The sequence below is a fragment of the Polyangium sorediatum genome, assembly GCF_029946465.1.
GTDB classification, from domain to species: domain Bacteria; phylum Myxococcota_A; class Polyangia; order Polyangiales; family Polyangiaceae; genus Polyangium; species Polyangium fumosum.
Window position 1 is genome coordinate 14,192 of record NZ_JARZHI010000066.1, and the last position, 22,534, is coordinate 36,725.

The 22,534-nt window shown below is 67.2% G+C and carries 21 protein-coding genes; 17 read left to right on the forward strand and 4 right to left on the reverse strand.

The window, feature by feature from the left end:
- Positions 1–376 precede the first annotated feature (376 nt).
- Positions 377–1,858 (reverse strand): monooxygenase, encoded by a 1,482-nt coding sequence (locus tag QHF89_RS40195; protein ID WP_136972461.1) that lies wholly within the window; start codon positions 1,856–1,858, stop codon positions 377–379.
- Positions 1,859–1,994: 136 nt separating this feature from the next.
- On the opposite strand from QHF89_RS40195, the gene QHF89_RS40200 reads away from it, so the two are divergent.
- From QHF89_RS40200 to QHF89_RS40265, 14 genes are all read left to right on the forward strand, one after another.
- The gene (locus QHF89_RS40200; RefSeq protein WP_136972448.1) at positions 1,995–2,687 is read left to right on the forward strand and encodes a TetR/AcrR family transcriptional regulator C-terminal domain-containing protein; all 693 of its coding nucleotides are present in this window, start codon (positions 1,995–1,997) and stop codon (positions 2,685–2,687) included.
- A 204-nt stretch (positions 2,688–2,891) separates the two neighbouring features.
- The gene (locus QHF89_RS40205) at positions 2,892–3,113 is read left to right on the forward strand and encodes a hypothetical protein (protein ID WP_136972447.1); all 222 of its coding nucleotides are present in this window, start codon (positions 2,892–2,894) and stop codon (positions 3,111–3,113) included.
- A complete protein-coding gene (locus tag QHF89_RS40210; RefSeq protein WP_136972446.1) occupies positions 3,110–3,445 on the forward strand; it encodes a hypothetical protein in 336 nt (111 codons plus the stop codon). Before QHF89_RS40205 ends, QHF89_RS40210 begins: the two co-directional genes overlap by 4 nt.
- A 31-nt stretch (positions 3,446–3,476) precedes the next feature.
- Positions 3,477–3,968 (forward strand): Fur family transcriptional regulator, encoded by a 492-nt coding sequence (locus tag QHF89_RS40215; RefSeq protein ID WP_136972445.1) that lies wholly within the window; start codon positions 3,477–3,479, stop codon positions 3,966–3,968.
- 158 nt (positions 3,969–4,126) lie between these two features.
- A complete protein-coding gene (locus QHF89_RS40220) occupies positions 4,127–5,926 on the forward strand; it encodes an ABC transporter ATP-binding protein (RefSeq protein ID WP_136972444.1) in 1,800 nt (599 codons plus the stop codon).
- Complete coding sequence (locus tag QHF89_RS40225) at positions 5,923–7,692, forward strand: ABC transporter ATP-binding protein (protein ID WP_284721548.1); 1,770 nt, start codon at positions 5,923–5,925, stop codon at positions 7,690–7,692. Before QHF89_RS40220 ends, QHF89_RS40225 begins: the two co-directional genes overlap by 4 nt.
- 274 nt (positions 7,693–7,966) lie before the next feature.
- Positions 7,967–8,668: a siderophore-interacting protein gene (locus QHF89_RS40230; RefSeq protein ID WP_136972443.1), complete on the forward strand. Its 702-nt coding sequence runs from the start codon at positions 7,967–7,969 to the stop codon at positions 8,666–8,668.
- A 160-nt stretch (positions 8,669–8,828) separates the two neighbouring features.
- The gene (locus tag QHF89_RS40235) at positions 8,829–9,671 is read left to right on the forward strand and encodes a class I SAM-dependent methyltransferase (RefSeq protein WP_284721549.1); all 843 of its coding nucleotides are present in this window, start codon (positions 8,829–8,831) and stop codon (positions 9,669–9,671) included.
- A gap of 209 nt (positions 9,672–9,880) precedes the next feature.
- Positions 9,881–10,882 carry an alpha/beta hydrolase gene (locus QHF89_RS40240; protein WP_136972441.1) on the forward strand — a complete coding sequence of 334 codons (1,002 nt, stop codon included), beginning with the start codon at positions 9,881–9,883 and terminating at the stop codon, positions 10,880–10,882.
- Between the two features lie 13 nt (positions 10,883–10,895).
- Positions 10,896–11,483, forward strand: coding sequence for a hypothetical protein (locus tag QHF89_RS40245; protein ID WP_136972440.1), 588 nt, complete (start codon positions 10,896–10,898; stop codon positions 11,481–11,483).
- A 14-nt stretch (positions 11,484–11,497) separates the two neighbouring features.
- Positions 11,498–12,586, forward strand: a complete 1,089-nt coding sequence (locus QHF89_RS40250) for a GlxA family transcriptional regulator (protein ID WP_136972439.1) — start codon at positions 11,498–11,500, stop codon at positions 12,584–12,586.
- Positions 12,587–12,670: 84 nt separating this feature from the next.
- On the forward strand, positions 12,671–13,450 hold the full coding sequence (locus QHF89_RS40255; RefSeq protein WP_136972438.1) for a hypothetical protein: 780 nt from the start codon (positions 12,671–12,673) through the stop codon (positions 13,448–13,450).
- A 306-nt stretch (positions 13,451–13,756) separates the two neighbouring features.
- A complete protein-coding gene (locus QHF89_RS40260) occupies positions 13,757–14,647 on the forward strand; it encodes an alpha/beta fold hydrolase (RefSeq protein ID WP_136972437.1) in 891 nt (296 codons plus the stop codon).
- 90 nt (positions 14,648–14,737) lie between these two features.
- Complete coding sequence (locus QHF89_RS40265) at positions 14,738–15,457, forward strand: SDR family NAD(P)-dependent oxidoreductase (protein ID WP_136972436.1); 720 nt, start codon at positions 14,738–14,740, stop codon at positions 15,455–15,457.
- Between the two features lie 10 nt (positions 15,458–15,467).
- Here the strand turns inward: QHF89_RS40265 and QHF89_RS40270 are convergent, their stop codons facing one another.
- Together QHF89_RS40270 and QHF89_RS40275 are read right to left on the reverse strand one after the other, a co-directional pair.
- Positions 15,468–16,394 carry a LysR family transcriptional regulator gene (locus tag QHF89_RS40270; RefSeq protein ID WP_136972435.1) on the reverse strand — a complete coding sequence of 309 codons (927 nt, stop codon included), beginning with the start codon at positions 16,392–16,394 and terminating at the stop codon, positions 15,468–15,470.
- A 279-nt stretch (positions 16,395–16,673) separates the two neighbouring features.
- On the reverse strand, positions 16,674–18,329 hold the full coding sequence (locus QHF89_RS40275) for an FAD-binding oxidoreductase (RefSeq protein WP_284721550.1): 1,656 nt from the start codon (positions 18,327–18,329) through the stop codon (positions 16,674–16,676).
- An 85-nt stretch (positions 18,330–18,414) separates the two neighbouring features.
- Here QHF89_RS40275 and QHF89_RS40280 point away from each other — a divergent pair, with 85 nt between their 5' ends.
- Positions 18,415–18,849: a hypothetical protein gene (locus QHF89_RS40280; protein ID WP_284721551.1), complete on the forward strand. Its 435-nt coding sequence runs from the start codon at positions 18,415–18,417 to the stop codon at positions 18,847–18,849.
- On the opposite strand, the gene QHF89_RS40285 is transcribed toward QHF89_RS40280, so the two are convergent.
- The gene (locus QHF89_RS40285; RefSeq protein WP_136972432.1) at positions 18,776–19,963 is read right to left on the reverse strand and encodes a hypothetical protein; all 1,188 of its coding nucleotides are present in this window, start codon (positions 19,961–19,963) and stop codon (positions 18,776–18,778) included. The genes QHF89_RS40280 and QHF89_RS40285 overlap by 74 nt on opposite strands.
- Before the next feature lie 330 nt (positions 19,964–20,293).
- On the opposite strand from QHF89_RS40285, the gene QHF89_RS40290 reads away from it, so the two are divergent.
- Positions 20,294–21,229 (forward strand): hypothetical protein, encoded by a 936-nt coding sequence (locus QHF89_RS40290; RefSeq protein WP_136972431.1) that lies wholly within the window; start codon positions 20,294–20,296, stop codon positions 21,227–21,229.
- Between the two features lie 125 nt (positions 21,230–21,354).
- Entirely contained in the window at positions 21,355–22,515 is a 1,161-nt protein-coding gene (locus tag QHF89_RS40295; protein ID WP_136972430.1) for an ATP-grasp domain-containing protein, read from the forward strand.
- Positions 22,516–22,534: the final 19 nt, after the last annotated feature.

Here is a 22,534-nt window from a genome sequence, read left to right on the forward strand (position 1 = left end):
CGCCGACGCCAAAAGAAGCGTGATGAGCCGAAGACAGGCCCGCCAGTCCGCGGCTGTCAACTGTGGGAATTCCTTGCGAACGGCTGCCGGGATAGGTGCGTCTTCGAGAACGTTTATCAACTCCGAGACCATCGTGTCATGCCCTCGTAGCTTGATGCCTCGAACCGTGACCGGTCGGGCGAATCGGCGACGAACAGAGCCGACCTCGATGTGTTCCGCGCAGGATAGGTTGTCGGGGCTTGCGGAGCCCGCTGCGAGAATGCAGGCGCGCAGCCGCGTACTTGCGCGCGCGCCCTGGACGTCGCCTCGCCGTAATGCCAACGACATCTCCAAGAGCTGCACGTACGCGTCTTGGCTCATCGCTCCCGTCCTTACCCTAAGCGGGCCCGCACCAGTGCGCGAGCGCAGCCCGGAGATCGTCGAGGCGCGTCGCGCGCCCGCTCGCCCAGGCGATGTGCCCGTCCGGCCTCACCAGAAGCGCATCGATAGCAGATAAATCGGTCTGCGGAGCCGCGACCTTGGCCTGGAGGACGTCGACGCGATCGCTCCACGCCTCACTCGCGGCCTGGAGTTCTTCATCGTCGGCGAAATCGAGCAGCACATACCGACCCGCATGCAAAAGCTCGTGGAGGCGCGCCGCGCCGCGCATCGTCTCGAGCGCGCGGTCGGGCGCCCTCTTGCCGACCCATGCGTGCGCCGTCGCGCCCTCGGCAGGAGGATAAGCGACATCAATCGCGCTGATCTGCCCGGCGAGGCGCCGGTTCACGGCTTCGATGCCGAGCAGGTCGCTCATCATCTCGCGGAGGGCCAAGCCGGGTTCCGAGACGTCCATCAGTCGGATCTGGGCCTCCGTGTTGCGCACCAGGGCGCGGCCGACGGGGTGTCGCTCGTCGTGGTAACTGTCGAGCAGGTGGGGCGGCGCCCAGCCTTTCACGGCGGCAGCGAGCTTCCAGCCGAGGTTCATCGCGTCCTGGAGACCGACATTGAGCCCCTGGCCGCCGGCAGGAAAATGAATATGCGCGGCGTCGCCCGCAAGAAAGACGCGCCCTGCGCGATATCGCTCCGCAAGCCGCGTCGCATTGCCGAAACGCGACAGCCAACGAGGGTCTCGCATTCCGAAGTCCGTGCCGAGGATCCGCTGCACGGAGCTCCGCAGCTCGTCCAGCGTGACCGGCTCGGACCTGTCCGCGTGCATCCTCTGCGGATCGAAGACGACGAACCGATAGCCTCCGTCGCCGAGAGGCACCACCATCACGCCGCCGTGCGGCCCCACGCGGGAGCCCGGCCGGGCAGGGGGCTCCGTGACCTCGACGTCGCCGAGAAAAGCCGTCAGCGTCGTCTCGCTCCCCGGAAAGGCGATGCCGATCGAGCGGCGCACCACGCTCACCGCCCCGTCGCAACCCACGACGTAGCGCGCGCGTTCGTCGCGCAGGCCCTCGGGACCCTGGACCCGCAGCGCGACGCTCCCTTCCCGCTCCGTGACCTCGACGACCGCGTGGCCGCGCAGAATCTCGGCGCCCAGCTCGCGCGCCCGCGCCTCCAGGAGCTCTTCGCTGCGGGCCTGAGGCAGGAACAACGTGTAGGGGTGCGCTGTGTCGAGGCGCGAGAAGTCGAGCCGGGTGTCGAGCATCGCGAAATGCCCCGTGGGGATCGGGATTCCGCGTTCTAGAAAGCGGCCCGCGATCCCGCGCTGATCGAGAATCTCGATGCTGCGCGGGTGCAGCGTGAGCGCGCGCGACTGCTCCATTCGCGCCGTCCGCTGCTCCAGCACGCGTACCCGGACCCGCGCGAGCGCGAGCTCACACGCCAGCATCAGCCCGACCGGGCCTCCCCCCACGACCACCACGTCCGTATCCATCATCACGGAACCTCCAAGTCTCAAACTCTAACAACGTTAGAGTAACTCGAACAGTGTTAGAGTCAAGGCGGCGGCGCGGGCCTTCCCGGCTCGGCGGGGCAGAACGGCAAGCAGGAAGAAAAGAACGGGAGCTGCGATGCGACTACGACGCGAGCAGGTGGTTTCGACGGCGCTGCGCCTCCTGGACGAGGTCGGGCTCGACGCGCTGACGATGCGCCGGCTCGGGCAGGAGCTGAACGTGCAGGCGGCCACGCTCTACTGGCATGTGAAAAACAAGCAGGAGCTGCTCGACGCCATGGCGGAAGCCCTGCTTTCGGACTGCGTGGCCCGCGCCCCGGAGGGGCTCACGTGGATGGACCGGACAGCCAACATGGCCGAGCGGCTCCGCCGGGCGCTGCTCGCGCACCGCGACGGAGCGCGGGTCTTCGCGGGAACCTACGTAACGCAGGAGAATACGCTCCGCTTCGCGGACACGTGGGTCGGCGCGCTGCGCGAGGCGGGGCTCTCGCCGCGCGCTGCCGCGTGGGGGACCTGGACGATGGTCTATTACACGATCGGCTTCACCCTCGAGGAGCAAGCCCTGGCGCCGCTCCCCGGTGTGGAGGACGGCAAGGTCGATCCAGCGCACCTCCGGGCGGCGCTCGCCCGCGGCGCGTACCCGCACCTCGGGGAGGCCTCCACGCACTTGCTCGATGCCGACCTCGATGCGCGATTCCGCTACGGGATCCAGCTCATTCTCGCAGGCCTCGAAGCAGCGCCGAGAGACGAGCCGTCAGATCCGGCGCCCGAGGGCCCGCGCCCCCGACGGCAACCCCGCAGAAACCGGTGACGATTTGGGTGTCCCTCCCGGGCGCTCAACCCAATGAAGACACCGAGAAAACAGCGAGCCCCCGCATGATGTCGGCGGTGCGGTTCGAGACGAGCGCCATCTGGATGTTCAGCAAGTGTCCAGATCGTCGAGTCTGTACGTTCCGGTAGGCTGGTTGTTGACAACGCGAGTCATTCGCATCATCGTCACCGACCGGAGGACCTCATGCTCGCGCCCACCTGCCATCATGTGACGCTCGCCAAGAACGACATCGCCCACGTGCAGCAGTGCACCGAGTGCGAGTGCGTGTCGATCCACCTCGGCACCACCACCGTGCGCATCGACGCGTTGGCCCTCGAAGAGCTGTGGGCCGTCCTCGGCGAAGCGGCGGCGACGCTGTATGCGCAACGGAACGCCAAGCTCGGCGCGTTGCGAGGGTTCGCGTGAAGACGCGCCGCTGGTGCTGCCGCTGCATCGAGCGCTGGTCCACCTGCGTTCTCGGGCTCGGCATCTTCGGGATGGTCGGCTTCGTGGCCAGCCTCGCGGCGGTCGCGGCAGATTGGGTGGGGACCAGCGGGTTCTTCAGCATCGCGAGCGTCTCTCTCACCTCGTACGTCGTGAGCCTCCTGGTCGGCCACCTCGGCGACCCCTTCGATCTCCGCCATCGCCACCCGCTCGAAGACAGGCAACCCTCGCCGCAGATCACGCGCAGCTCGTGGGCCTGGCGGGCGAGCGCACGTCGCGGGCTGAGCCGGGCCGCTGGCACGTGGGGCTCTTGAGGATCCCGCGAAGCGCTCGCACGATATGACCATGCGTAGGGCAACCCAGCCTCCCGTCCTCGACGCCGTCGGCATCCACCGAGCCCTCGAACAGCTCCATGGCGTCGTACGCGCCAAGGGGCTGAAGAACTCGGAGGTTCGTGACGCCGTGGCTCGCGGGGCCCTCGCGTACGACGGGCACTTCACGGTCGAAGACCTGGTGAAGACGCTCCGAGAGACGGGCGCGGTCGAGGCGCACCCGGCCACGGTCTACCGCATCGTGCCCTTGCTGGTGGAAGCGGGGCTCATTCAGGAGACGCTGGTCTCCGCGGGCGAAGGACACCGCTACGAGCGCGCGTTCGAACGCGAACACCACGACCATCTCATCTGCACCTCTTGCGGCAAGGTCGTCGAGTTCGAGTTCGAGGCCATCGAGGTGCTTCAGCGCGACATCGCCGAGCAGTTCGGCTTTTCTCTGACGGGACACGTGCACGAGCTCTTCGGCGTTTGCTCCAGGTGCGCGCCCAAAGGGAGGGCGCGTTGATCGGCGCTGCAATGCACCGCCCGGGGCCACGCGCGTCGCGGGGCGCAGCTCGCGCGCGCGGCATGACCCACGTCTAGCGCTCCCGACTCGATGGGGGATCCGGCTTTCGAGAGAACGATGCAAATGACTCGCATTATCTTTATAACCCCGAGGTCGCCATGAGCGAGGCGACGAACGCCCACCAGGAGCAGGCGCTCAAGGGGCTCGGCGCGCTGCTCGCGTTGCAGGGGTCGCTCGTGGCGGGTGCTGCGCTCGCCTCGACGTTGGCCGCTGCGCTGGCGCTGGTGCCCTTCTTCGTGGTGGCCCGGATGGCCACCGCCATTTATGCGACGCCGCCCGACCTCGATGCCGTTCGCTCGCTCGCCTTCGCCGCCGCGGGCGCGCTCGTCGTCCGTTACGCCCTCGTCGCCGCGGCGAACATGCTCGCGCACGTGGCCGCGTTCCGCGTCCTGCACGACCTGCGCCTCCGTCTCGCGAAGAAGCTCGGCGCGGTGCCGCTCTCGTTCTTCAGCCGCCGCGGCGCGGGCGAGCTCAAGAAGACGCTGCTGGACGACGTGAACCAGATCGAAGGCTTCGTCGCCCATTACTTCCCGGACGCGATCGCGGCGTTCGTCGTGCCGCTCTCGACCGCCATCGCCCTCTTGTGGGTCGACTGGCGCATGGCGCTCGCCAGCCTCGTGATGGCGCCCATCGCGATCGTGGCGATGGCGATCGCGATGCGCGACGTCGGCAAGGCGCACCAGCACTGGAACGAGATCCAGAGCCGGATGAACACGTCGCTGCTCGAGTACCTGCGAGGCATCCACGTCATCAAGACGTTCGGCCTGACCGCGCAGCGCTTCGGCGATCTCTCGCGCTCGATCGAGGACGGGCTCGCGTGGATGGTCGGGTTCATGCGCACCAACGGCCGGGGCTACGGCGCATTCGGTACGCTCATCGGATCGAGCCTCGTCGTCCTCGTGCCCGTGGGCGGATGGCTCCACATGCGCGGGACGCTCTCGCTCGAATCGCTCGTGCTGTTCCTCGTCCTCGGCCCGCAGCTCCTCATGTCGCTGATGCGGCTCATGTTCGCGTGGGGGAACGTCGACCGCATCAAGGCGAGCAACACGCGCATCCAGGCGATCCTCGCCGTGCCGGACCTCGAGACCTCCACCGGCGACGCGCGCCCTGCCCACGACGGCATCACGTTTCGCGAGGTCGGCTTCCGGTACGAGGATGGCGGGCCCGAGGTCCTCCACGACGTGTCCTTCGAAGTTCCCGCCGGCAAGGTCACGGCGCTGGTGGGCCCTTCGGGCGCGGGCAAGACGACGCTCGTCCGCCTCGTGCCAAGGCTGTGGGAGGCCCACAGCGGCCGGGTCGAGCTCGGCGGCGTCGACGTGCGGGCGTTGCCGCTCGATACGCTGCTCTCGCGCGTCTCGATGGTGTTTCAGGAAGTGTTCCTCTTCCACGGCACGGTCCGCGAGAACCTTCGCCTCGCTCGGCCCGACGCCACCGACGAGCAGATCGACGCCGCATGCCGCGCCGCGCGTGCGTACGACTTCATTCAGGTGTTGCCCAGGAAGTACGACACGTTGCTCGGCGAGCGCGGCGCGCGACTCTCGGGCGGCGAGAAGCAGCGCCTGTCGATCGCCCGCGCATTGCTCAAGGACGCGCCGGTGCTCTTGCTCGACGAGGCAACGGCCTTCGCCGATCCCGAGAACGAAGCGCGCATCCAGGAGGCGCTCTCGGAGCTGTGCGCAGGTCGAACGGTGCTGGTGGTCGCGCATCGCCTCTCGACCATCGCCACCGCCGATCACATCGTCGTGCTCGATGGCGGGCGTGTAAACGATCAGGGCACGCACGACGAGCTGCTCGCGCGCTCGGCGCTCTATCGACGTCTGTGGAAGAGCCATACCGAGGCGCTCGACTGGTCGCTCGGCGAGCCAGGCCCGTCGCTCGTCGCAGAGGAGGTGGCATGATGCTCCGCGAGGTCTTCATGCTCGGCGAGCGTCTCGCGGGGCGAAAGGACGCGCGCTTACGGCGCGGCCTGCTCTTCGCGTTCGCCGAAGCGCTCACGATCGCTGCGCCCTACGCGCTGGTCCTGTTCTTCGTCCGAGAGGCGCTCGAACACCGGCTCTCGATGCAGATGACGTGGTGGATCACCGGAGGCATCGTGCTCGCGGTGGTGCTGCGCCTCGCCTTCTCGGGCGGGGCGATGTCGAACATTTTCATCGCCGCGCACGCGCTCCTGGGGCAGGCGCGCATCCGCACGGCGGATCACCTGCGCCGCCTACCGATGGGGTTCTTCACGCACCGGCGGAGCGGTGAGCTTTCGGGCGTCCTGACGACGGACATCGCGCTCGTCGAGGACGTGTGGTCACACACCATCGGCATCTTCGCGGCGAGCTTCGCGCTGCCGATGCTCGTCGGCTTGGGGCTCTGCTTCCTCGATCTGCGCCTCGGGCTCGTCATCCTGGCGGCGTTGCCGGTGGCGGTCCTCGTGCTGGCTGCGACCACGCCCCTGTTCGTCCGCGAGATCGAAGCGGTGCTCGAAGCCACGGCCGACGTGAGCGCGCGCGTCGTGGAGTACGTGCAGGGCATCGCGGTGCTTCGTGCCTTCGGCCGGCACGGCGAGGTCTACCAGCGCTTCGTCAAAGCGATGGAGCATCTGCGCGACGCCCTCATCCGCGCCGACGTGTTGCCCTCACCGCTGCTCGCCGTGTTCGGCTTCGTCATCGAGGTCAGCTTTGTCGCGGTGGCCTGGGTAGGCAGCGCGCTTGCACTTCGCGGCTCGATGCAACCGGCGGTGCTGCTCGTCTTCCTCGTCGTGACCGTCGGCGTCGTGCGCCAGGTCGCGGATCTCGGCGTCGCGCTGCTCATGCTGCGCGCCTCGCAGCGGGCCCTCGGGCGCGTCGATCGACTGCTCGCCGAAGAGCCGCTCGCAGAGGCAACCACGCCGGCAGCGCGGATCGAGCGGTTCGACGTCCACATCGATGATGTGTCGTTCGCCTACGAAGACGAGGCCGTGCTCCACGGCGTCTCGACGACGTTCCCCGAGCGCTCGCTCACCGCGCTCGTCGGAGCTTCGGGCTCGGGCAAGTCGACGCTGGTCCATCTCGTCGCGCGCCTGTGGGACATCCCGCGTGGCAAGGGCGGAATCCGCATTGGCGGTGTCGACATCCGCGACGTGCCTTTCGAGGAGCTGCACCAGCACATCGCGATGGTATTCCAGGACGTCGTCCTCTTCTCGGGCACGATCCTCGAGAACGTTCGCGTCGGCCGCCCCGATGCTTCGCGTGAAGAGATCGAGCGCGCCGCGAAGGCCGCGCGCGCCCACGATTTCATCACGGCGTTGCCGAGCGGCTACGACACGGTCCTCGGCGAGGGAGGCGGGACGCTCTCGGGAGGCGAACGCCAGCGCCTCTCGATCGCCCGCGCGATCCTCAAGGACGCGCCCATCGTGCTCCTCGACGAGGCGACGGCCTCGGTGGACGCGTCGGCCGAGGCGGAGATCCAGCGCGCGATCGACGAGCTCGTGAAGAAGAAGACCGTCGTCGTGATCGCCCATCGCCTGCGCACCGTGCGGCGCGCGCACCGCATCGTCGTGCTCGACAAGGGGCGCGTCGCGGAGTCGGGCACGCACGACGAGCTGCTCGTGAAGGACGGCGTCTACGCCGCGCTCTGGCGAGAGCAGGAGCGCGCGAAAGGCTGGCGCCTCGGCGCGGCCGTGAGGGTCTCGGGATGAACGACGCGGCACCGCGCCAGCACTTCGGAGATGACGGCGGTCTGCCGCTCAAGCTCCTCTGGGCTGCTCGTCAGCCTCGTGCCGCTCGCCTGGGGTCTCGTCGCGTGGCGCAAAGGCAGACGATGGAAAGCGAGGGCCGATGCATCGAAACACGCATGACCAGCCCGTCAACCTCACGGACGGCCCGAGAGCACGTTCGTGGCGTACCGATCACTTCGAGTGACGGGCCGCCGAAGCACATCACCCATCCACGGAACGGAAATGAGGCAACGACATGAGCACCATCAAGCAAGCCCTCGGCGGGCTCCTCAAGCCGATCCTGCGCGCCGTTCGGGTCGAGCGCGTCACCGACGTGGCGGATCGTTTTCGCCTCTTCGTGCTGGCGGGCGAGGCGCTCACCGGGCCGCGCTGCGCGCCGGGGGACAAGATGCAGGTGATGATCGACGGGGACTTCCGAACCTACACGCCCTTTGCGTTCGATGCTGCAGCGGGGCGCTTGAGCCTGCTCGCATTCATACACGGTGACGGGCCGGGGGCGCGCTGGGCGCGCGCCCTCCGCGCAGGCGACGAGGTGCATTTCTTCGGGCCGCGTGGCTCGTTGCCGCTCCGGGAGCTGCCCTCCCCGACGCTGCTGGTCGGTGACGAGACCTCGATCGCGGTGGGTCGCGCGCTCGGGGAGCTGGGCAAACCCAGCACGGTGGTGCTCGAGGTCGACGACGTCACCGCCACGCAGGCTGCGGCGGACGCCATCGGTCTTCGCGACGTCTCGTTCGTTGCCCGTGCCGCCGGAGACGCGCACGTCGATGCGCTGTGGTCCGCCGTGAAGGCGGCCTCGAAGACACCGAGCGCATTGGTACTGACCGGCAAAGCACAGACCATCCAGGCGATACGACGGCTGGCACAGAGGGAGCGAGTCACGTTCGCGGCGCAGAAAAACAAGGCCTACTGGGCTCCCGGCAAGCGAGGTCTCGATTGAAGCGGGCGACGAATCGCGAGGCGGGGTGGCCTTCGCGCAGCATTCTCACCAAGCCGCTGGGGGCTGGCGGAAAGCGTGGATTCTGATGGCGAACGAGCATCCTACGGCGTCCGATTGGGCGGCTTCCCGAGGCCAAAAATGGCGAGCCCAGCTCGACGGCATGGAAGCGATGCTTTCGCCGATCGACGAGCCACTGATCCGTGCGCTGCGCCTCGACGCGCCGGTGCGGCTCGCCGACATCGGCTGCGGCGGCGGGGGAACGACGCTGGAGATTCTGCGGCGCGCGCCGAAGGGGAGCATCGTTCATGGGTTCGACATCTCGCCGAGTTTGATCGAGACGGCGCGCGCCCGCACGCCACCCGACGAGCACGCCATCTCCTTCACGACTGCGGACGTGGCGACGACGCCACCTCCTGGACCGCCCTACGAGCGGCTCGTGTCGCGCTTCGGCGTGATGTTCTTCGACGACGCGCCCGCCGCCTTCCACAACCTCGCAAGCTGGCTTTTGCCGGGTGGCCGCTTCGCATTCGCGGTCTGGGGGCGCCCCACCGACAATCCGTGGGTCACGACGCTGCGCGATGTCGTGGCCGAGTTCGTCGACGTGCCCCCTCCCGTCCCCGACGCTCCAGGCCCGTTTCGTTATGGCCAATCCGACAAGCTGCTGACGCTGCTCGAGAGCGCTGGTTTCGGCGAGGTGAGTGTGAGCGAATGGCGCGGAGGGCTCGCGATCGGTGGCGGCCTCGCTGCGGCGGACGCAGCGGATTTCGCGCTCGCGGCCTTCTCGATCGCGGAAGCCGTGGCAAAGGCGGGTGACGTGGTGCACGACAAGGCGCGTCGAGCTTTGATAAAGCGTTTCTCGAACCACCTGCAAGATGGCGTCGTCCGACTGGACGCGTGCGTCCACCTCGTGACAGGCGCGCGAGGGGAGTTTGCCGGCGAAAACGACCGCACCTCGACGCCCCCCCATCCTCTGCGAACAGCCGGCTCTCCCCGCGGCGGTTGACTTTCCAGATTGGCGTGCTCGGGTCCTTCCCGGTCATCCCAGCCGAACTGCGAGGGACACGAGATGGGCTGGAAAACGCTGTGCGCGGGCGCCGTCCGTCGCGGCCCGCTTTTCGTCCGAACCTGCCCTTCCAGCAGGGTTCGAGGCTTGCCATCCTGACCTCGGCCCTGGCGAGGCAGAGCTCGGATTCGGGGGCGAGGAGTCGACGGATGAAGTGGACGACAGTGGGATGTGCGCTCGTGCTGCTCAGCGGGTGCGGCGCGTTCGAGATGCGGGCGCCGCGGGCTTTCGTGCCGCGCACCGTGGAGAAGGATGGCGTGCGCGTGGCCGAGTCGACCTTCGAGAGCGCCGATGGATGGGTGCATTTCGAGCGCTCCTGGAGACCGCAGGGCGACGCGCGCGGAATGCTCATCGTCGTGCACGGCCTCAAGGACCACAGCGCCCGGTACGCCGACTTCGCGGTGGGGCTCGCCAAGCGGGGATTCTCGGTTCGCTCGTACGATCACCGCGGCCATGGTCGCTCGGACGGCAAATCACAGCGCGTGGACGACTTCGATGATTTCATCACCGACCTCGATTCTTTCGTCCAGCGCAGCAAGCAGGTCGAGCCGAAGGTGCCGGTGTTCGTGCTCGGCCATAGCATGGGAGGCGCCATTGCCACCGGCTATGCGCTCGATCACCAGAAGGACATCGCGGGCCTCTTGCTCAGCGCGCCGGCGCTCGCCGCGGACGCGAGCGGCGCGGCGCGATTCGGGGCGCACGTCGCGTCCACACTTTTTCCTGGGGCGGGCGCGGCGGCGCTACCGATCGACAAGTTCTCCCGCTCCCCGGAGGTGATCGCCCAAGCGAAGAACGACCCGCTCGTCGACCTCAGCGACGTGCCCGCGAGGACGATCGCCGGCTTGCTCGACACGATGGATCGTATCGCCGAAAACCGCTCGAAGTTCGTCCTGCCCATCCTCGGCATGCACGGGAAGATCGACGAAATCACGTTGCCCTCGGGAACGAAAGAGTTCCTCGGCGGCGTGTCGAGCAAAGACAGGACCTTGTGGATGTGCCCCAAGCTCGTCCACGACCTTTTGCACGAGCCCGAAGGCGCCGCGATGGCCGACGGCGTGGCTCGCTGGCTGGAGGCGCACACGACTGAAAACGTCGACGGCGCCGCGGCAGCGCTCCCGCCGCCCACGCCGTGCGATGTGGTCCCATTTTGAGAGGAGAGCGCGCGTGAAGCTCACCGCCGCTGCTCTTGTCGTTGCGATCGTGGCCATTGCGCTCTCCTTTGCGGCGCACGGGGCGGGCGAAGAGGGGCTCCGGAGCGCGATACGCGCGACCGCGAGGGTATCGGCGGTCCTGCTCGCCGTGACGTTCATGGCCTCGTCCCTGCACGCCATCGGGCGCGCGAAGTGGACCCGATGGCTCCTGTTGCATCGGCGCAACCTCGGGCTCGGGTTTGCGATCGTGCAATTCGCGCACCTGGGTGTGGTGCTCGCGCTCGCGGAGCTCCACACGACCTCGTTCCGGGCGACGACGGCGATGAGCAGCGTGGTGGGCGGCGCCATCGGATACGTCTGGATCGCCGCCATGGCCGTCACATCGTTTGAGGGTCCACGCAAGCGGATGGGACCTCGCGCATGGAGAGCGCTGCACGTCTCCGGGATGTATTTGCTCTGGGGAATCTTCGTCGCGAGTTATGGTCCTCGCGCGCGTAGCCAACCCCTGTACGCAGCGTTTTTGGTCCTGATGTTGCTCGCCCTTGCGGTCCGCATCACGGCGAGAAGGGTGCGGCGGACGAGCGACCTCGCGTTGCGGTAGGATGCCGAGCCAGGATGGCACGTCGAACCTCGCGGGCGAAGGACAGCGGTGCACGGAATTCGAGCCTCGGGCCACGGCCCCTCGCCGTGAATCTGGTCGTCACGGATCGCTGCTTCGGCTCCGGCATCGCCGTCACGCTCGACGTCCTCGGCACCGCGAACCTCCTCTCCAGCACGCTTGGCGGACCGCCGCAGCTCTTTCATTGCACGGTCCGGTCCTTCGATGGCCACCCCGTGCGCTCCTCCGTCGGCACGTCGATCACGGTCGACGGCCCGGTCGACGCGGGCGCGGCGGACGTGGTGCTCGTATTCGGACCGGGCATGGCCGACGCGCGACAAGTCCTCGTCGATGTCGCCCACCCGAGCATCCGGACGCTGTCGACCCACCTCGAGCGCGCGGCTGCGGCCGGCGCGATCCTGGGCGCGAGCTGTTCCTCCACGTTCTTGCTCGCGGAGGCGGGTGTCCTCGACGGGGGCCCGGCGACCACGAGCTGGTGGCTCGCTCCCGCATTCCGGGCGCGTTATCCGGCCGTGAGGCTGGTCGAGGACGAGCTCGTCGTCGCGTCGGAGCGGACGATCACCGCGGGCGCGGCGCTCGCGCAGATCGATCTCGCGCTCCATTTCGTCCGTCGTTTCGCCGGCGCGGAGCTCGCGCACGCCGTCGCACGTTATCTGATCGTCGACGATGCGCGAAGCGCGCAGGGGCCATTCGTCATGATCCAGCACCTTGCCAATAGCGATCGCGTGGTGACGAAGGCCGAGGCCATTCTGCGCGCCGACCTCACCCGCCCGCTCGACGTCGACGCGCTCGCGCGGGAAGTTGGCGTGACCCCCCGCACGCTAGGACGCCGTTTCGTGGCCGCGACGGGGCTTCCTCCGGCGAGTTTCCTGCGGCGGCTCCGGCTCGAGGTCGCGGCGGGGCTGCTCCGTTCGACCACGGACGCGATTGCGACGATCGCCGCGCGTGTGGGTTACGAGGACGAACGAGCGTTCAGACGCGCATTCACGAAGGACATGTCGGACAGCCCCTCTCGATTCCGCCGCGCCGGCGCCACCGTGCTCGACCTGCCCCTGCACGTACGTCCTCGCCCTCCCTCGTCCTGAAGGAGCCTCGACATGCATACGCATAAGAGCGCGCGTGTGCGACACCTGTTTGCTTTCGCCAACTTTGTTCTATCATCGCTGCCAATGGTCGCCTCTCCCTCGGTGAACACGATGCTCGACTCCCGCGCCCTGCTGCTCGTCAGCACAGGCTTGCTCCTCGCGTCCTGCCACGCTCCCGATCGGCAGGCCGACGCGCACGTCACCGATTCCGCGGCGACCACGCGGGCGGTGACGCCTCCCGCGCTCACGTCTTCCCGCGGCGTGGAGCCCGACGCCGGAGTGCCGCCCGCGGTCGAGCGCGCCTGCCAGCGCGACGACGAATGCGCGGTGGCGCGGGTGGAGGTATCGGGCGGTAGCGCGTGCTGCCCGGCTTGCGGGACCACGCCTGGCACGCGCCGCTGGCACGCAGACCTCCAGCGATATTGCGCGGCGCATCCGCCTTCGACATGCCCGCCGCTCGCGTGCCCCGAGGGACCCACGCGCGCCGTCTGCCGCGACGGCCTTTGCCAGGCGACGGCGACCGGCCCCGACGGCCAGCCCACGCGCATACCGGTCGAGCAGCAATGCCTGCCCGCAATGGTCTGCGATGCGTGGGCGGGCTGCGCCCTCGTGAATGGAAACACGCAGGACGGGTGGTTCATTGCCGAGGGCGAGCAGGTCCCACGCGGCGAGATAGCCATGGTGAAAAACGTGTGCACCGTCGGAAATCGCTGCGATGCGGCGATAGTCCTGCCGCCGGGCGTGGTCTGCGCGCCCTGGAGCGTGCCGCCACGCATCGAGGCGCCGCGCTACACGTGCGCTTTGGAAGGCGGGAAATGCCTCTCTCGCCCCGCGCCCCCTCCCCCTGGCCCACGCGTCCCGTGAAACCACGTCGGCACGCACCATTCGCACGGATGTCCTGACCACGCCGCCGCGGGCGCGTCGAGTGGCGGAACGCCCACGCGCGCCGTCGTTCCAAATCCCGAGCATGTGTACCCCTCGCCTGCCCCGGCGTCGCCGTCCACGAGCGCAGCGAGGAGACGACGCTCGCCATCGGCAACTGTTGCACAAAATGAAAGAGTGAATTCGACACAGCATCTATTCTTACGACAAACGCGATGATCTAGGATCAGGGATGTCGACGGCGCGAACCGTCGAACACCACCCGGCTCCAAGCGAGAGAGAATCCTCATGTTTGCCACCACTTCGACTACGATTCCCGTCACCCACCACCGGACCGCGACCGTCGAGGGACTGGAGATCTTCTACCGCGAAGCCGGCCCGGCCGACGCCCCGGTGGTCGTGCTGCTCCACGGTTTTCCGAGCTCGTCGCACATGTACCGCAACCTCATTCCCGCGCTCGCCGACCGCTACCGCGTGATCGCCCCCGACCTGCCGGGTTTCGGCCTGTCCGCGATGCCTCCGCGTGAGGAGTTCGAATACAGCTTCGCCAAGTTCGCCGAGATCGTCGACGGCCTGCTCCAGCAGCTCGGCGCCGAGCGCTACGCGCTCTACGTCATGGACTACGGCGCGCCCACGGGCTTTCGCCTGGCGCTCGAGCATCCCGAGCGCGTGGCTGCGCTCGTCACCCAGAACGGCAATGCTTATGAGGACGGCCTCCAGGCCTTCTGGGATCCTATCAAAGCGCTATGGGCCGACAACTCGAAGGTCCATCGCGACGCGCTCAGGCCCTTCATGACGATCGAGACCACGAAATTCCAATACGTCGATGGCGTGAAAGACGTCTCGCGGCTCGATCCCGCGGCCTGGCTCTACGACCAGATCTTCCTGGATCGTCCCGGCAATGTTGAGATTCAGCTCGACCTCTTCTACGACTATCGCAACAATGTCGCGCTTTATCCCAGGTTCCAGGAGTTCTTCCGGACGCATCGGCCGCCGACGCTGATCGCCTGGGGCGCGAACGACAGCATCTTCCCCGCCGAGGGCGCCAGGGCCTTCCTCCGCGACCTGCCCGATGCCGAGCTCCATCTCCTCGATAGCGGCCACTTCGCCTTCGAGGACAAGGCCGACGAGATCGTGCCGCTGATGCGCGACTTCCTCGCCCGCCACCTGCCGGCCTGACCAGCCGACCGATGGGTCGATCCCCGTGCCGTCCGGAACGCGCCGGCAGCGCACCGCTCCACGTATCTCGATTTTCAAGGAAAGAGACCCATGCGCAAGAAAGTCGTCATCATCACGGGCGCCTCGCAAGGCATCGGCGCCGGCCTCGTCGAGGGCTATCGCACGAAGGGCTGGAGCGTCGTCGCCAACTCGCGCTCGATCAAGCCCGGCGCCTTCGGGGGTGATCCCGACGTCCTGATCGTCGACGGCGACGTCGGCCATCCCGAGACGGCAAAAAAGGTCGTGGACGCCGCCGTCGCGAAATTCGGCCGGGTCGACACGCTCGTCAACAATGCCGGCATCTTCATCGCCAAGCCGTTCACCGAATACACGGTCGAGGACTTCACGAAGAAGATCAACGTCAACGTCGCGGGCTTCTTTTACGTGACCCAGGCGGTGGTCACCCAGTTTCTGAAGCAGGGCACGGGCGGGCATATCGTCAGCATCACGACCACGCTCGTCGACCAGCCGATCAAGGGCGTGCCCTCGGTGATTGCATCGCTGACGAAGGGCGGGATCGACGCAGCGACCCGCAGCCTCGCGATAGAATATGCCGCCCACGGCATCCGCGCGAACGCTGTCTCGCCGGGCATCATCAAGACCCCGATGCACGCTCCCGAGACGCATGCGACCCTCGACGCCCTGCATCCGCTCGGCCGCATGGGCACGATTGACGAGGTCGTCCAGGCCGTCCTCTATCTCGAGGATGCGAGCTTCGTCACGGGCGAGACGCTTCACGTCGACGGCGGCCAGCACGCCGGCCACTGGTGATCAGCACCCGTCAGCCGCCGGTGCAGGCAATCTGGCGCCGGGTGAATTCTGCTTTCAACCGTGGGCCCGCGAATTCGAAGAAGGCGCGCACCTTGGGCACCGAAAGCCGGCCCTCCGGCGTGATCAGATGAACGGGGAGTGGTACAGGCTCCGCTTCGGCGAGCACGATCCGCAGTTGACCCGCCGCCACCTCGTCGGCGACCTGGTACGAGAAGACGCGTGTGATGCCGTTGCCCTCGACCGCGGACGCCACCGCTGCCTCGACCGTGTTCACTACCAGCCTCGGCTCGATCGCTACGTGCCGCGTGGCGCCCGTGGCCTTTTCGGGCGGGAAGTTCCAGCTCTCCTGGCCAAAGGAGGTCATCTGGATACAACGATGGCGGACAAGATCGGCCGGGCTTACGAGCGGTGGCGCCGCTTCGAGATAGGCGGGCGCCGCGCAAAGCACCTTGCGCACCTCGCCGATTCGGGTCGCGATGAGGCTCGAATCGGGCAAATGCGCGATTCGCAGCCCCACATCGATTCCTTCCTCGACGAAGCTGACCGTGCGGTCCAGCAGCAGCAGCCGCGCCCGGACCGCGGGTTCTTGCGCAAGGAACGCATCGAGGATCGGGCGCATGATCTTCGTTCCGCTCACCAGCGGCGCGGTCACGGTGAGCAGACCTCTCGGCGCGCCGCGCTCGCTCGCAGCGAGCATGTCGGCTTCCTCAAGGTCGACCAGCACACGCCGACAGGCTGCGGCATAACGCTCGCCAGCCTCGCTCAGATGGATCGAACGCGTCGTGCGGTGAAGCAACTGAACGCCGACATGGTTTTCGAGAAAGGTGATCGCGCGCGTGACCGCCGCCGGCGAGCGGCCGAGTTTGCGCGCTGCGCCCGCAAGGCTCCCTTCGTCCAGCGTCGCGACGAAGACGCGCATGGCGTCGATCCGGTCCATGATCCTGCCTCAGGGAAAACATTGCTTTGCCCGAGCCCAAGGCGGACAAACCAGCTTTTCCTCCTCCCCGACGCGTAGCACGATTCCCTTACGCCGCGCAACCGTGACGCCACCCCACGTGACGGGCCCGCACGTGGTGTCCACGATCGTGTCGCGAGTGCCGAGCACGGTGGCTGACTCGACAGAGAACAAGGCCGCAGGGACCTGTGCAGAGGTCGCCCCCGGTCCTCGCGCTGGCCCATGGCGCTGCTGCCCGCGCGGTACCGATCGATGCCCTCGTCACACCACGGGCAGGCTCTGCGCGAAACGAAAGACGTTCTGCGGATCGTATTTTGCCTTCACCTGCAGGAGCCGCGGCAGGTTTGCGCCATAATAGGCGTGCTGCCAGTCGGCGAGGTCCGGATCGATATAATTTTGATACGCCGCTCCGGACATGTACGGGCGCAGGGACGCATAGAAGTCATTCAGGCCGTCGCGGTTCTCTTGTTGCGCCTCGGGCGTGTCCGAGGGGAGCTCGTAGGCGAGATATTGGCAAGAGAACAGCGGGGAACGATGCACGAACGCCGTCGCGTCCTGCGCGACGCGGCCCAGCGCGCCGCCGTAGGCGTCGAGCAGAATGCCCCCCGTCGCGGTCGCGCCCGCGCGCGCGGCGATCCACGCCATCATGATATCGATCGCGGCGGCCGGCAGCGGCTCCGTGACGTAATCCGATTTGGCGCGATAGGTCTCGCGCTCCAGCGTTCCTTGCGGCGCGAGATGGCATGCCGCCGCGGTGCTCTCGCAGCCCGCCCACATCAGCGTGATGTTTTCGTAGGAGTCGGAATCGACCACCTTCGTCGCCGGCGTCCCCAGCGCCGGCGCCAGCATCGGGAGCAACAGCGCCTCGAGCTCCGCCACCGGCCCCAGGTACATGCCAATGACCCGGACCCACGGCTCCTTGCCAGGACGGCAGAACAGACCGCATAACGATGTGAGCTCGTCTGGCGCGTACGGGGCCCAAGCCTGCCACGCATCCACGACCTTCGCCGCGTCCGGCCATCCCCACGTGAGAATGAAATAAGACGCCTCGCTGACGGTGTACACCTGCAGCTTCAACGACGTCACGACGCCGAATTGCCCGCCACCTCCGCCGCTACACGCCCAGAACAGATCCGCATTTTGTTTGGCATTGCAGGTGAGCAGATCCCCGGCGGCCGTGACCAGTTGGACCTCCAGCAAGTTGTCTGCGGTCAAGCCAAATTTGCGAGAAATCAACCCATACCCACCGCCGAGCGCATGACCCGCGATGCCGACCGTGGGGCAGGTGCCGGCTGTCAGCGCGAGTCCGTGGGCGAAGAGCGCGTCATAGATGTCGATCAGCAATGCGCCGGCCCCAACCAGGACCGTATTGTTCGTCGTGTCCACTTCAATCTGCGCCATGCCGCGGACGTCGAGGACCAGCCCGGACGTCGTCGAGAAGCCACCATAACTATGCCCGCCGCTACGCGCTGCGATGTCAACCCCGTTCCGTCGCGCCCACCCCAGCGCCTTTTGCACGTCGCTCGGTGATTTGCATTTCGCGACAGCCAGCGGTCGAACCGCATCGAACCGGGTATTGTAGAGGAGGCGTGACGCATCATAGGCGCCGTCCGTCGGTAGCACGACGGTGCCCTCCATGGATTTCGCGAGCGCGCCGATATCGTCGGGGACGGGCGCGGGCACAAGCACAGGCGTGGATCCGGATACAGGCGCGGGCGCATCCGCGCAGGCATCCAGGAAAGCAACCCCAAGCGCCCCAGCGGCCGTCTGGGTAAGGAACGTGCGGCGTGAAGTCATGCCACGCAAAGTCATGCGCGGAACGTGACAGCAAGGGTTCCACAATGCAAAGCTTGGTAGCGTCGCTGCGCGTATTTGGATGTATTTAACGCGTTCCCCGCCCAGGCCGATACGGGGCATCGGTGGCTTCATCCAGGACAGCACGGACCCAGGGCCTTCCTGGGTTCTCACCTCGCGCCCTCCCCCCGCGGGCCGCGTGTATGTGGTGTCTCCGAGCGGCACGTATTCGGCGATCGATCCCGCCGCCGCGAATACGACGCCGTTGTTCCGCTACCAGTTCACCCCCACGACGCATCTCGCGTGCTGCACCGTGGTCCGCGGCGAAACGTTGTACTTCCCGGGAAACGTTATCGAGGGCGGCACGGTGCGGTCCGCGCTGCTGGCGTTCGACGCCGTGACGCTCACGCTCGACGGCGCGCCCATCGGCGTCGCCAGCGGCTTCCTCTATTACCGGCATAACCACGAGGCGAAGCGCGTGCCGACGGCCGGCGGCGTGGCCGAGACCCCGCATGCCGTCGCGCCATCGTTCGGGGATCCGCGTGACGACGTGGCCGCAGTCGTCGACATCAAGGCGTGCAGGGATCGACCGGCGGCGGGTCCGGCGGGGCCACGGCGCCCAGCTCGACCGCCTTCATCGTGAATCCGATTCCGATCGAGATCCCGTCGCACGTCTTCGTCGGGTCCTGCGTCCCGTCCTTCATGATATCGGACGCCTGGCGCATTTGTTGGAGGATCGATTGCAACGTCGGCGAGCTCGGATCACAGAACGATTCGTCGAACTTCGAGGCCGACTTCGCGACCTCCGCCAGGAACGCCTCGGTATCGATGATGCCGCCGAGCTGCCCCTCGATGGCCCCGGCGTGGTCTGGAGAGAGCTTCATTTCGAGGCGCGCGTGGCGGATGGGGATCGCCGAGAGGATCGCACCGCTTCCATCGCCGAGCACCAGGTCGAAGTTTGCCCCGAGGCCGGATTGGTACACGTCCTGATCGATCACGCTCTCCAGAAACACGTTCTTCGCCGAGGCCGGATCCGCCGGATCGTTCAGGAAATCCGAGCCGAGGGGCCAGACGTCGGTCCCATCCCATGCCGGCAGCGTCCCCAGGTTGTCGCCGCGATAGAACTTGCTGGTCGCCGCGCACGATGTCGACGCGCCCAGCCCCTCGATGGCCAGCATGTAGGTAAATTGGCCGGCCTGCACGTCCTGGTTCACCTGGCTCGAGTAGTCGCCGTAGAGCCCCAAGATGATAGGCAGGAGGTTCTTGCCGAAGGAGTTGTCTTTGCCATCGTACCCGTCGGGGTACGCTGCGGCGGGGACGCCGCCGGCCGCCGGCTTGCACAAACCGACGGAGTTCTTCGTCGATGTCACGCCATCGAGATTGAACCCATATTGCTTCCAGCCCGCGGTGACGTTCGGCGTGCCGTCGGGCTCCGTATCGCCTATCAGAAACTTATCGATGGCCAGGACCGTCGTCGTCCCGTCATTGCAGGCCGGCAAGCTTCCGCCACCTCCCTGACCGCCGCCGCCTCCCTGACCTCCGCTACCTCCGGGACCTCCGCTGCCTCCCTGACCTCCGCTGCCGCCTGGACCGTCGCCAACGCCCCCGCTGCCGCCTTGGCCCCCCTGGCCTCCGCTGCCTCCCGGGCCACCGGCACCCGCGCCGCCGCTGATCACAGTGACATTGCAGCCGGTGGCGAATGCGAGCGCCGCCGCCAGAATGCCCCCACCCGCTCGAAACAACAAGGAATGCTTCATACCCATCTCCTCTCGATTTGCCCTGCCGGCAATGGCAGCATTTCGACCCTTCGGGCCTGAAGCACGGCAACGTACATGCCGCGACATGGTGGCTTTCGTTTCCGGTCAGCGCCCTCGCGCCTTGGCAACCTGGTTGGCATTCCGCTGGTTAGGTTGCCAACCAGACACGAATCCGACGTTTCTTGCAGGGACGGGGACGATCTCGGCGACGACCGCCTCGCGCGCCTGGCCGCGTCTCGACGGCGCCCGCGTCCGTATTTTGGCCGCGCCACGAGGCGACACGCACACGCCGTCCCCCTGTGAGACGTTCGCATCTGCTAGGCTGGCGGCATGTCGCCGATGCGCCTCTTGACGTGGGGCTCTGGCCTCGCCCTGGTTTGTCTCGCCTGCTCCAGCAATGACGCGAGCGAACCGCCTGCCCCCTCCCCGGGAGGTAACGGCGGCAGCGGCCCAACGTCCAGCTCGAGCAGCAGCGGCGGCGGCTTCCTCGACGCAGGCGTCGACGCAGGCAATCCCGCCCTGCTCGACTGCGGGATCAGCACCACGGTGGCCAATCCCTGGATCCAAACCGAGTTCGACGGCGTGCCCGATTTCACGGGCGACTTCACCAAGCGCACCGCCGTCGAGCTGCCCCGGCGCATCCACGATGCGAGCGTCACCCAAGGAAAATATGGCTTCGACCTCAAAGACGAGGTCGAGCCGATCGACCCGCGCGTTGCGCTCGTGAACGTCAACATCCACGACCTGACGAGCCCCGACGCCTACGGCGCCTCGTTCCAGACAGCCGGCGCCCCCGGCGCGAAAATCTATCTCTCCAACGTGTATCTCGAGCCGAATTGGCCTGCGTGGGTCAGCTACGACACCACCAACTACGACGGCATGGTCCTCGACAACTCGGAGGAAATCTTCGCCGAAGATCTCACCGTGAAAAACTGGAACGCGGACACCGCGGCCGACGTCAAATCGAAGCATGCGCAATTCGTTTGTCTACGCACCGAGGGCAACGGTCATCGCACGCTCCGCTTCTGGAACGTCGGGCCGCACTACCTCGTGAAGTCCTCGATCAACAATGGCACCGGCGCTCTGGTGTGGATGAAGACGTGCACCGGCGCGCGCATCCACATCTACGACTCCACCTTCAACGGCGCGCCGCAGCTCCCCGCCGACAAGATCTCGTGCGAGGACGGCGGCGAGCCGGAGATCGTCTACCTCACCACCGATCCGCGCACGACGGGCGAGATGCACCCGATGTTCTCGTCACGTTGAGGCAAGCCACACGTTGAATCGAATCGAAGCGAAACGGGCGTTCGCTCGACGCGTGGCGCCCTGTCGAGGGCCGATGACGACATATCGTCGAACACTTCCTCCGCCGGGTGTGCGAAGCTGAACCGGTGCCCCGCATCGCGCTGATCTCCGACCTCGACCGCGCCTTCGACATCCACGCCGACCCCCGCAACGTGGCGATGATCAAACGCCGCCACGCCTTCTGGACCGAGCTCGCCCGGATGCATTCCTGGGACCTCTCCATCCGTCACGCCGGCGCGCTGGACACGGCCCCGGGCGATATACGCGGCAGCGTTTGCTGGATCGACCTACCGATGCTTCCCCGCGAGAGCTACAGGGCCGTCTACCATCGTGTCGGCGCCCTCGAGCCCGCATGCGTCCTCGACTCTCCCGACGACGTGGAGCAGGTCCTCGGGCTCGATCGTTCTCATCCGGTCCTCGTGCGCGCCGGCATTCCCACCCCGCGCACGGCCTTTTTGCCCATGGATGATGCGTGCGCCGCGGCCATCGACTCACCCGCGGCCGTGCGCAGCAAGTTGACCGAGGCGATCTACAATGCCCTCTCCGATGCGGGGCTCGATCCTCACGAAGGCATCTTCATTCGGGGCTTCGATTCGTCGACCAAGTCGACCAACCCGGAGCATTACTTCGGCAACAACCAGGCGGATATCGAGGCCACCGTGTTCGAGGTGATCCGCCGCCTGCGCGTGTCCCTCGACGTCGGCGGCCTCGCATTGCGCGAGCACCTCGATCTCGAACGAATCGAGCTGCCAGCGCCCGCAGGCGCGCGTGATGCCATTCGTGTCCCCTTCGAGGTGCGGCTCACGGTGCTGGGCGGTCGTCTCCTGATGGCGAGTTATCATGGCCCGTTCGAGGCCCTCGCCGACGAACCACGCCAGGCCCTCGAAAGCGCGCTTGCCGCGCGGCGTTCGGTCGTCGACGATGCCGTGCGCTCTCTCGCGCCGGCCCTGCTCGCGGCGGAGCTACCGCCGAACTACGTGGCGGATCTCGCCTTCCTTCGAGGCGGCGGGCCGGTGGTGCTGGAGCTCAACCCGCTTTATGCCGCAGGCTACAACGTGCCCGCGGCGCACGCCTTCCTCGTCGCTGCGCTGGGCGCCGATCTCGCGCGTCGTGCTGGGTATGCCGAATCGACGCAGGCCGAGATTCTCGAGCGTGCGGCAGAGTTCGTCGGGGGACGCGTCGAACAGAGCCCCGGGGTCATGTGGCCTCTCTCCAACCTCGCGCAGCGCGATACGTCGCCCCGATAGGGTCGCGCTGAATTGAAGA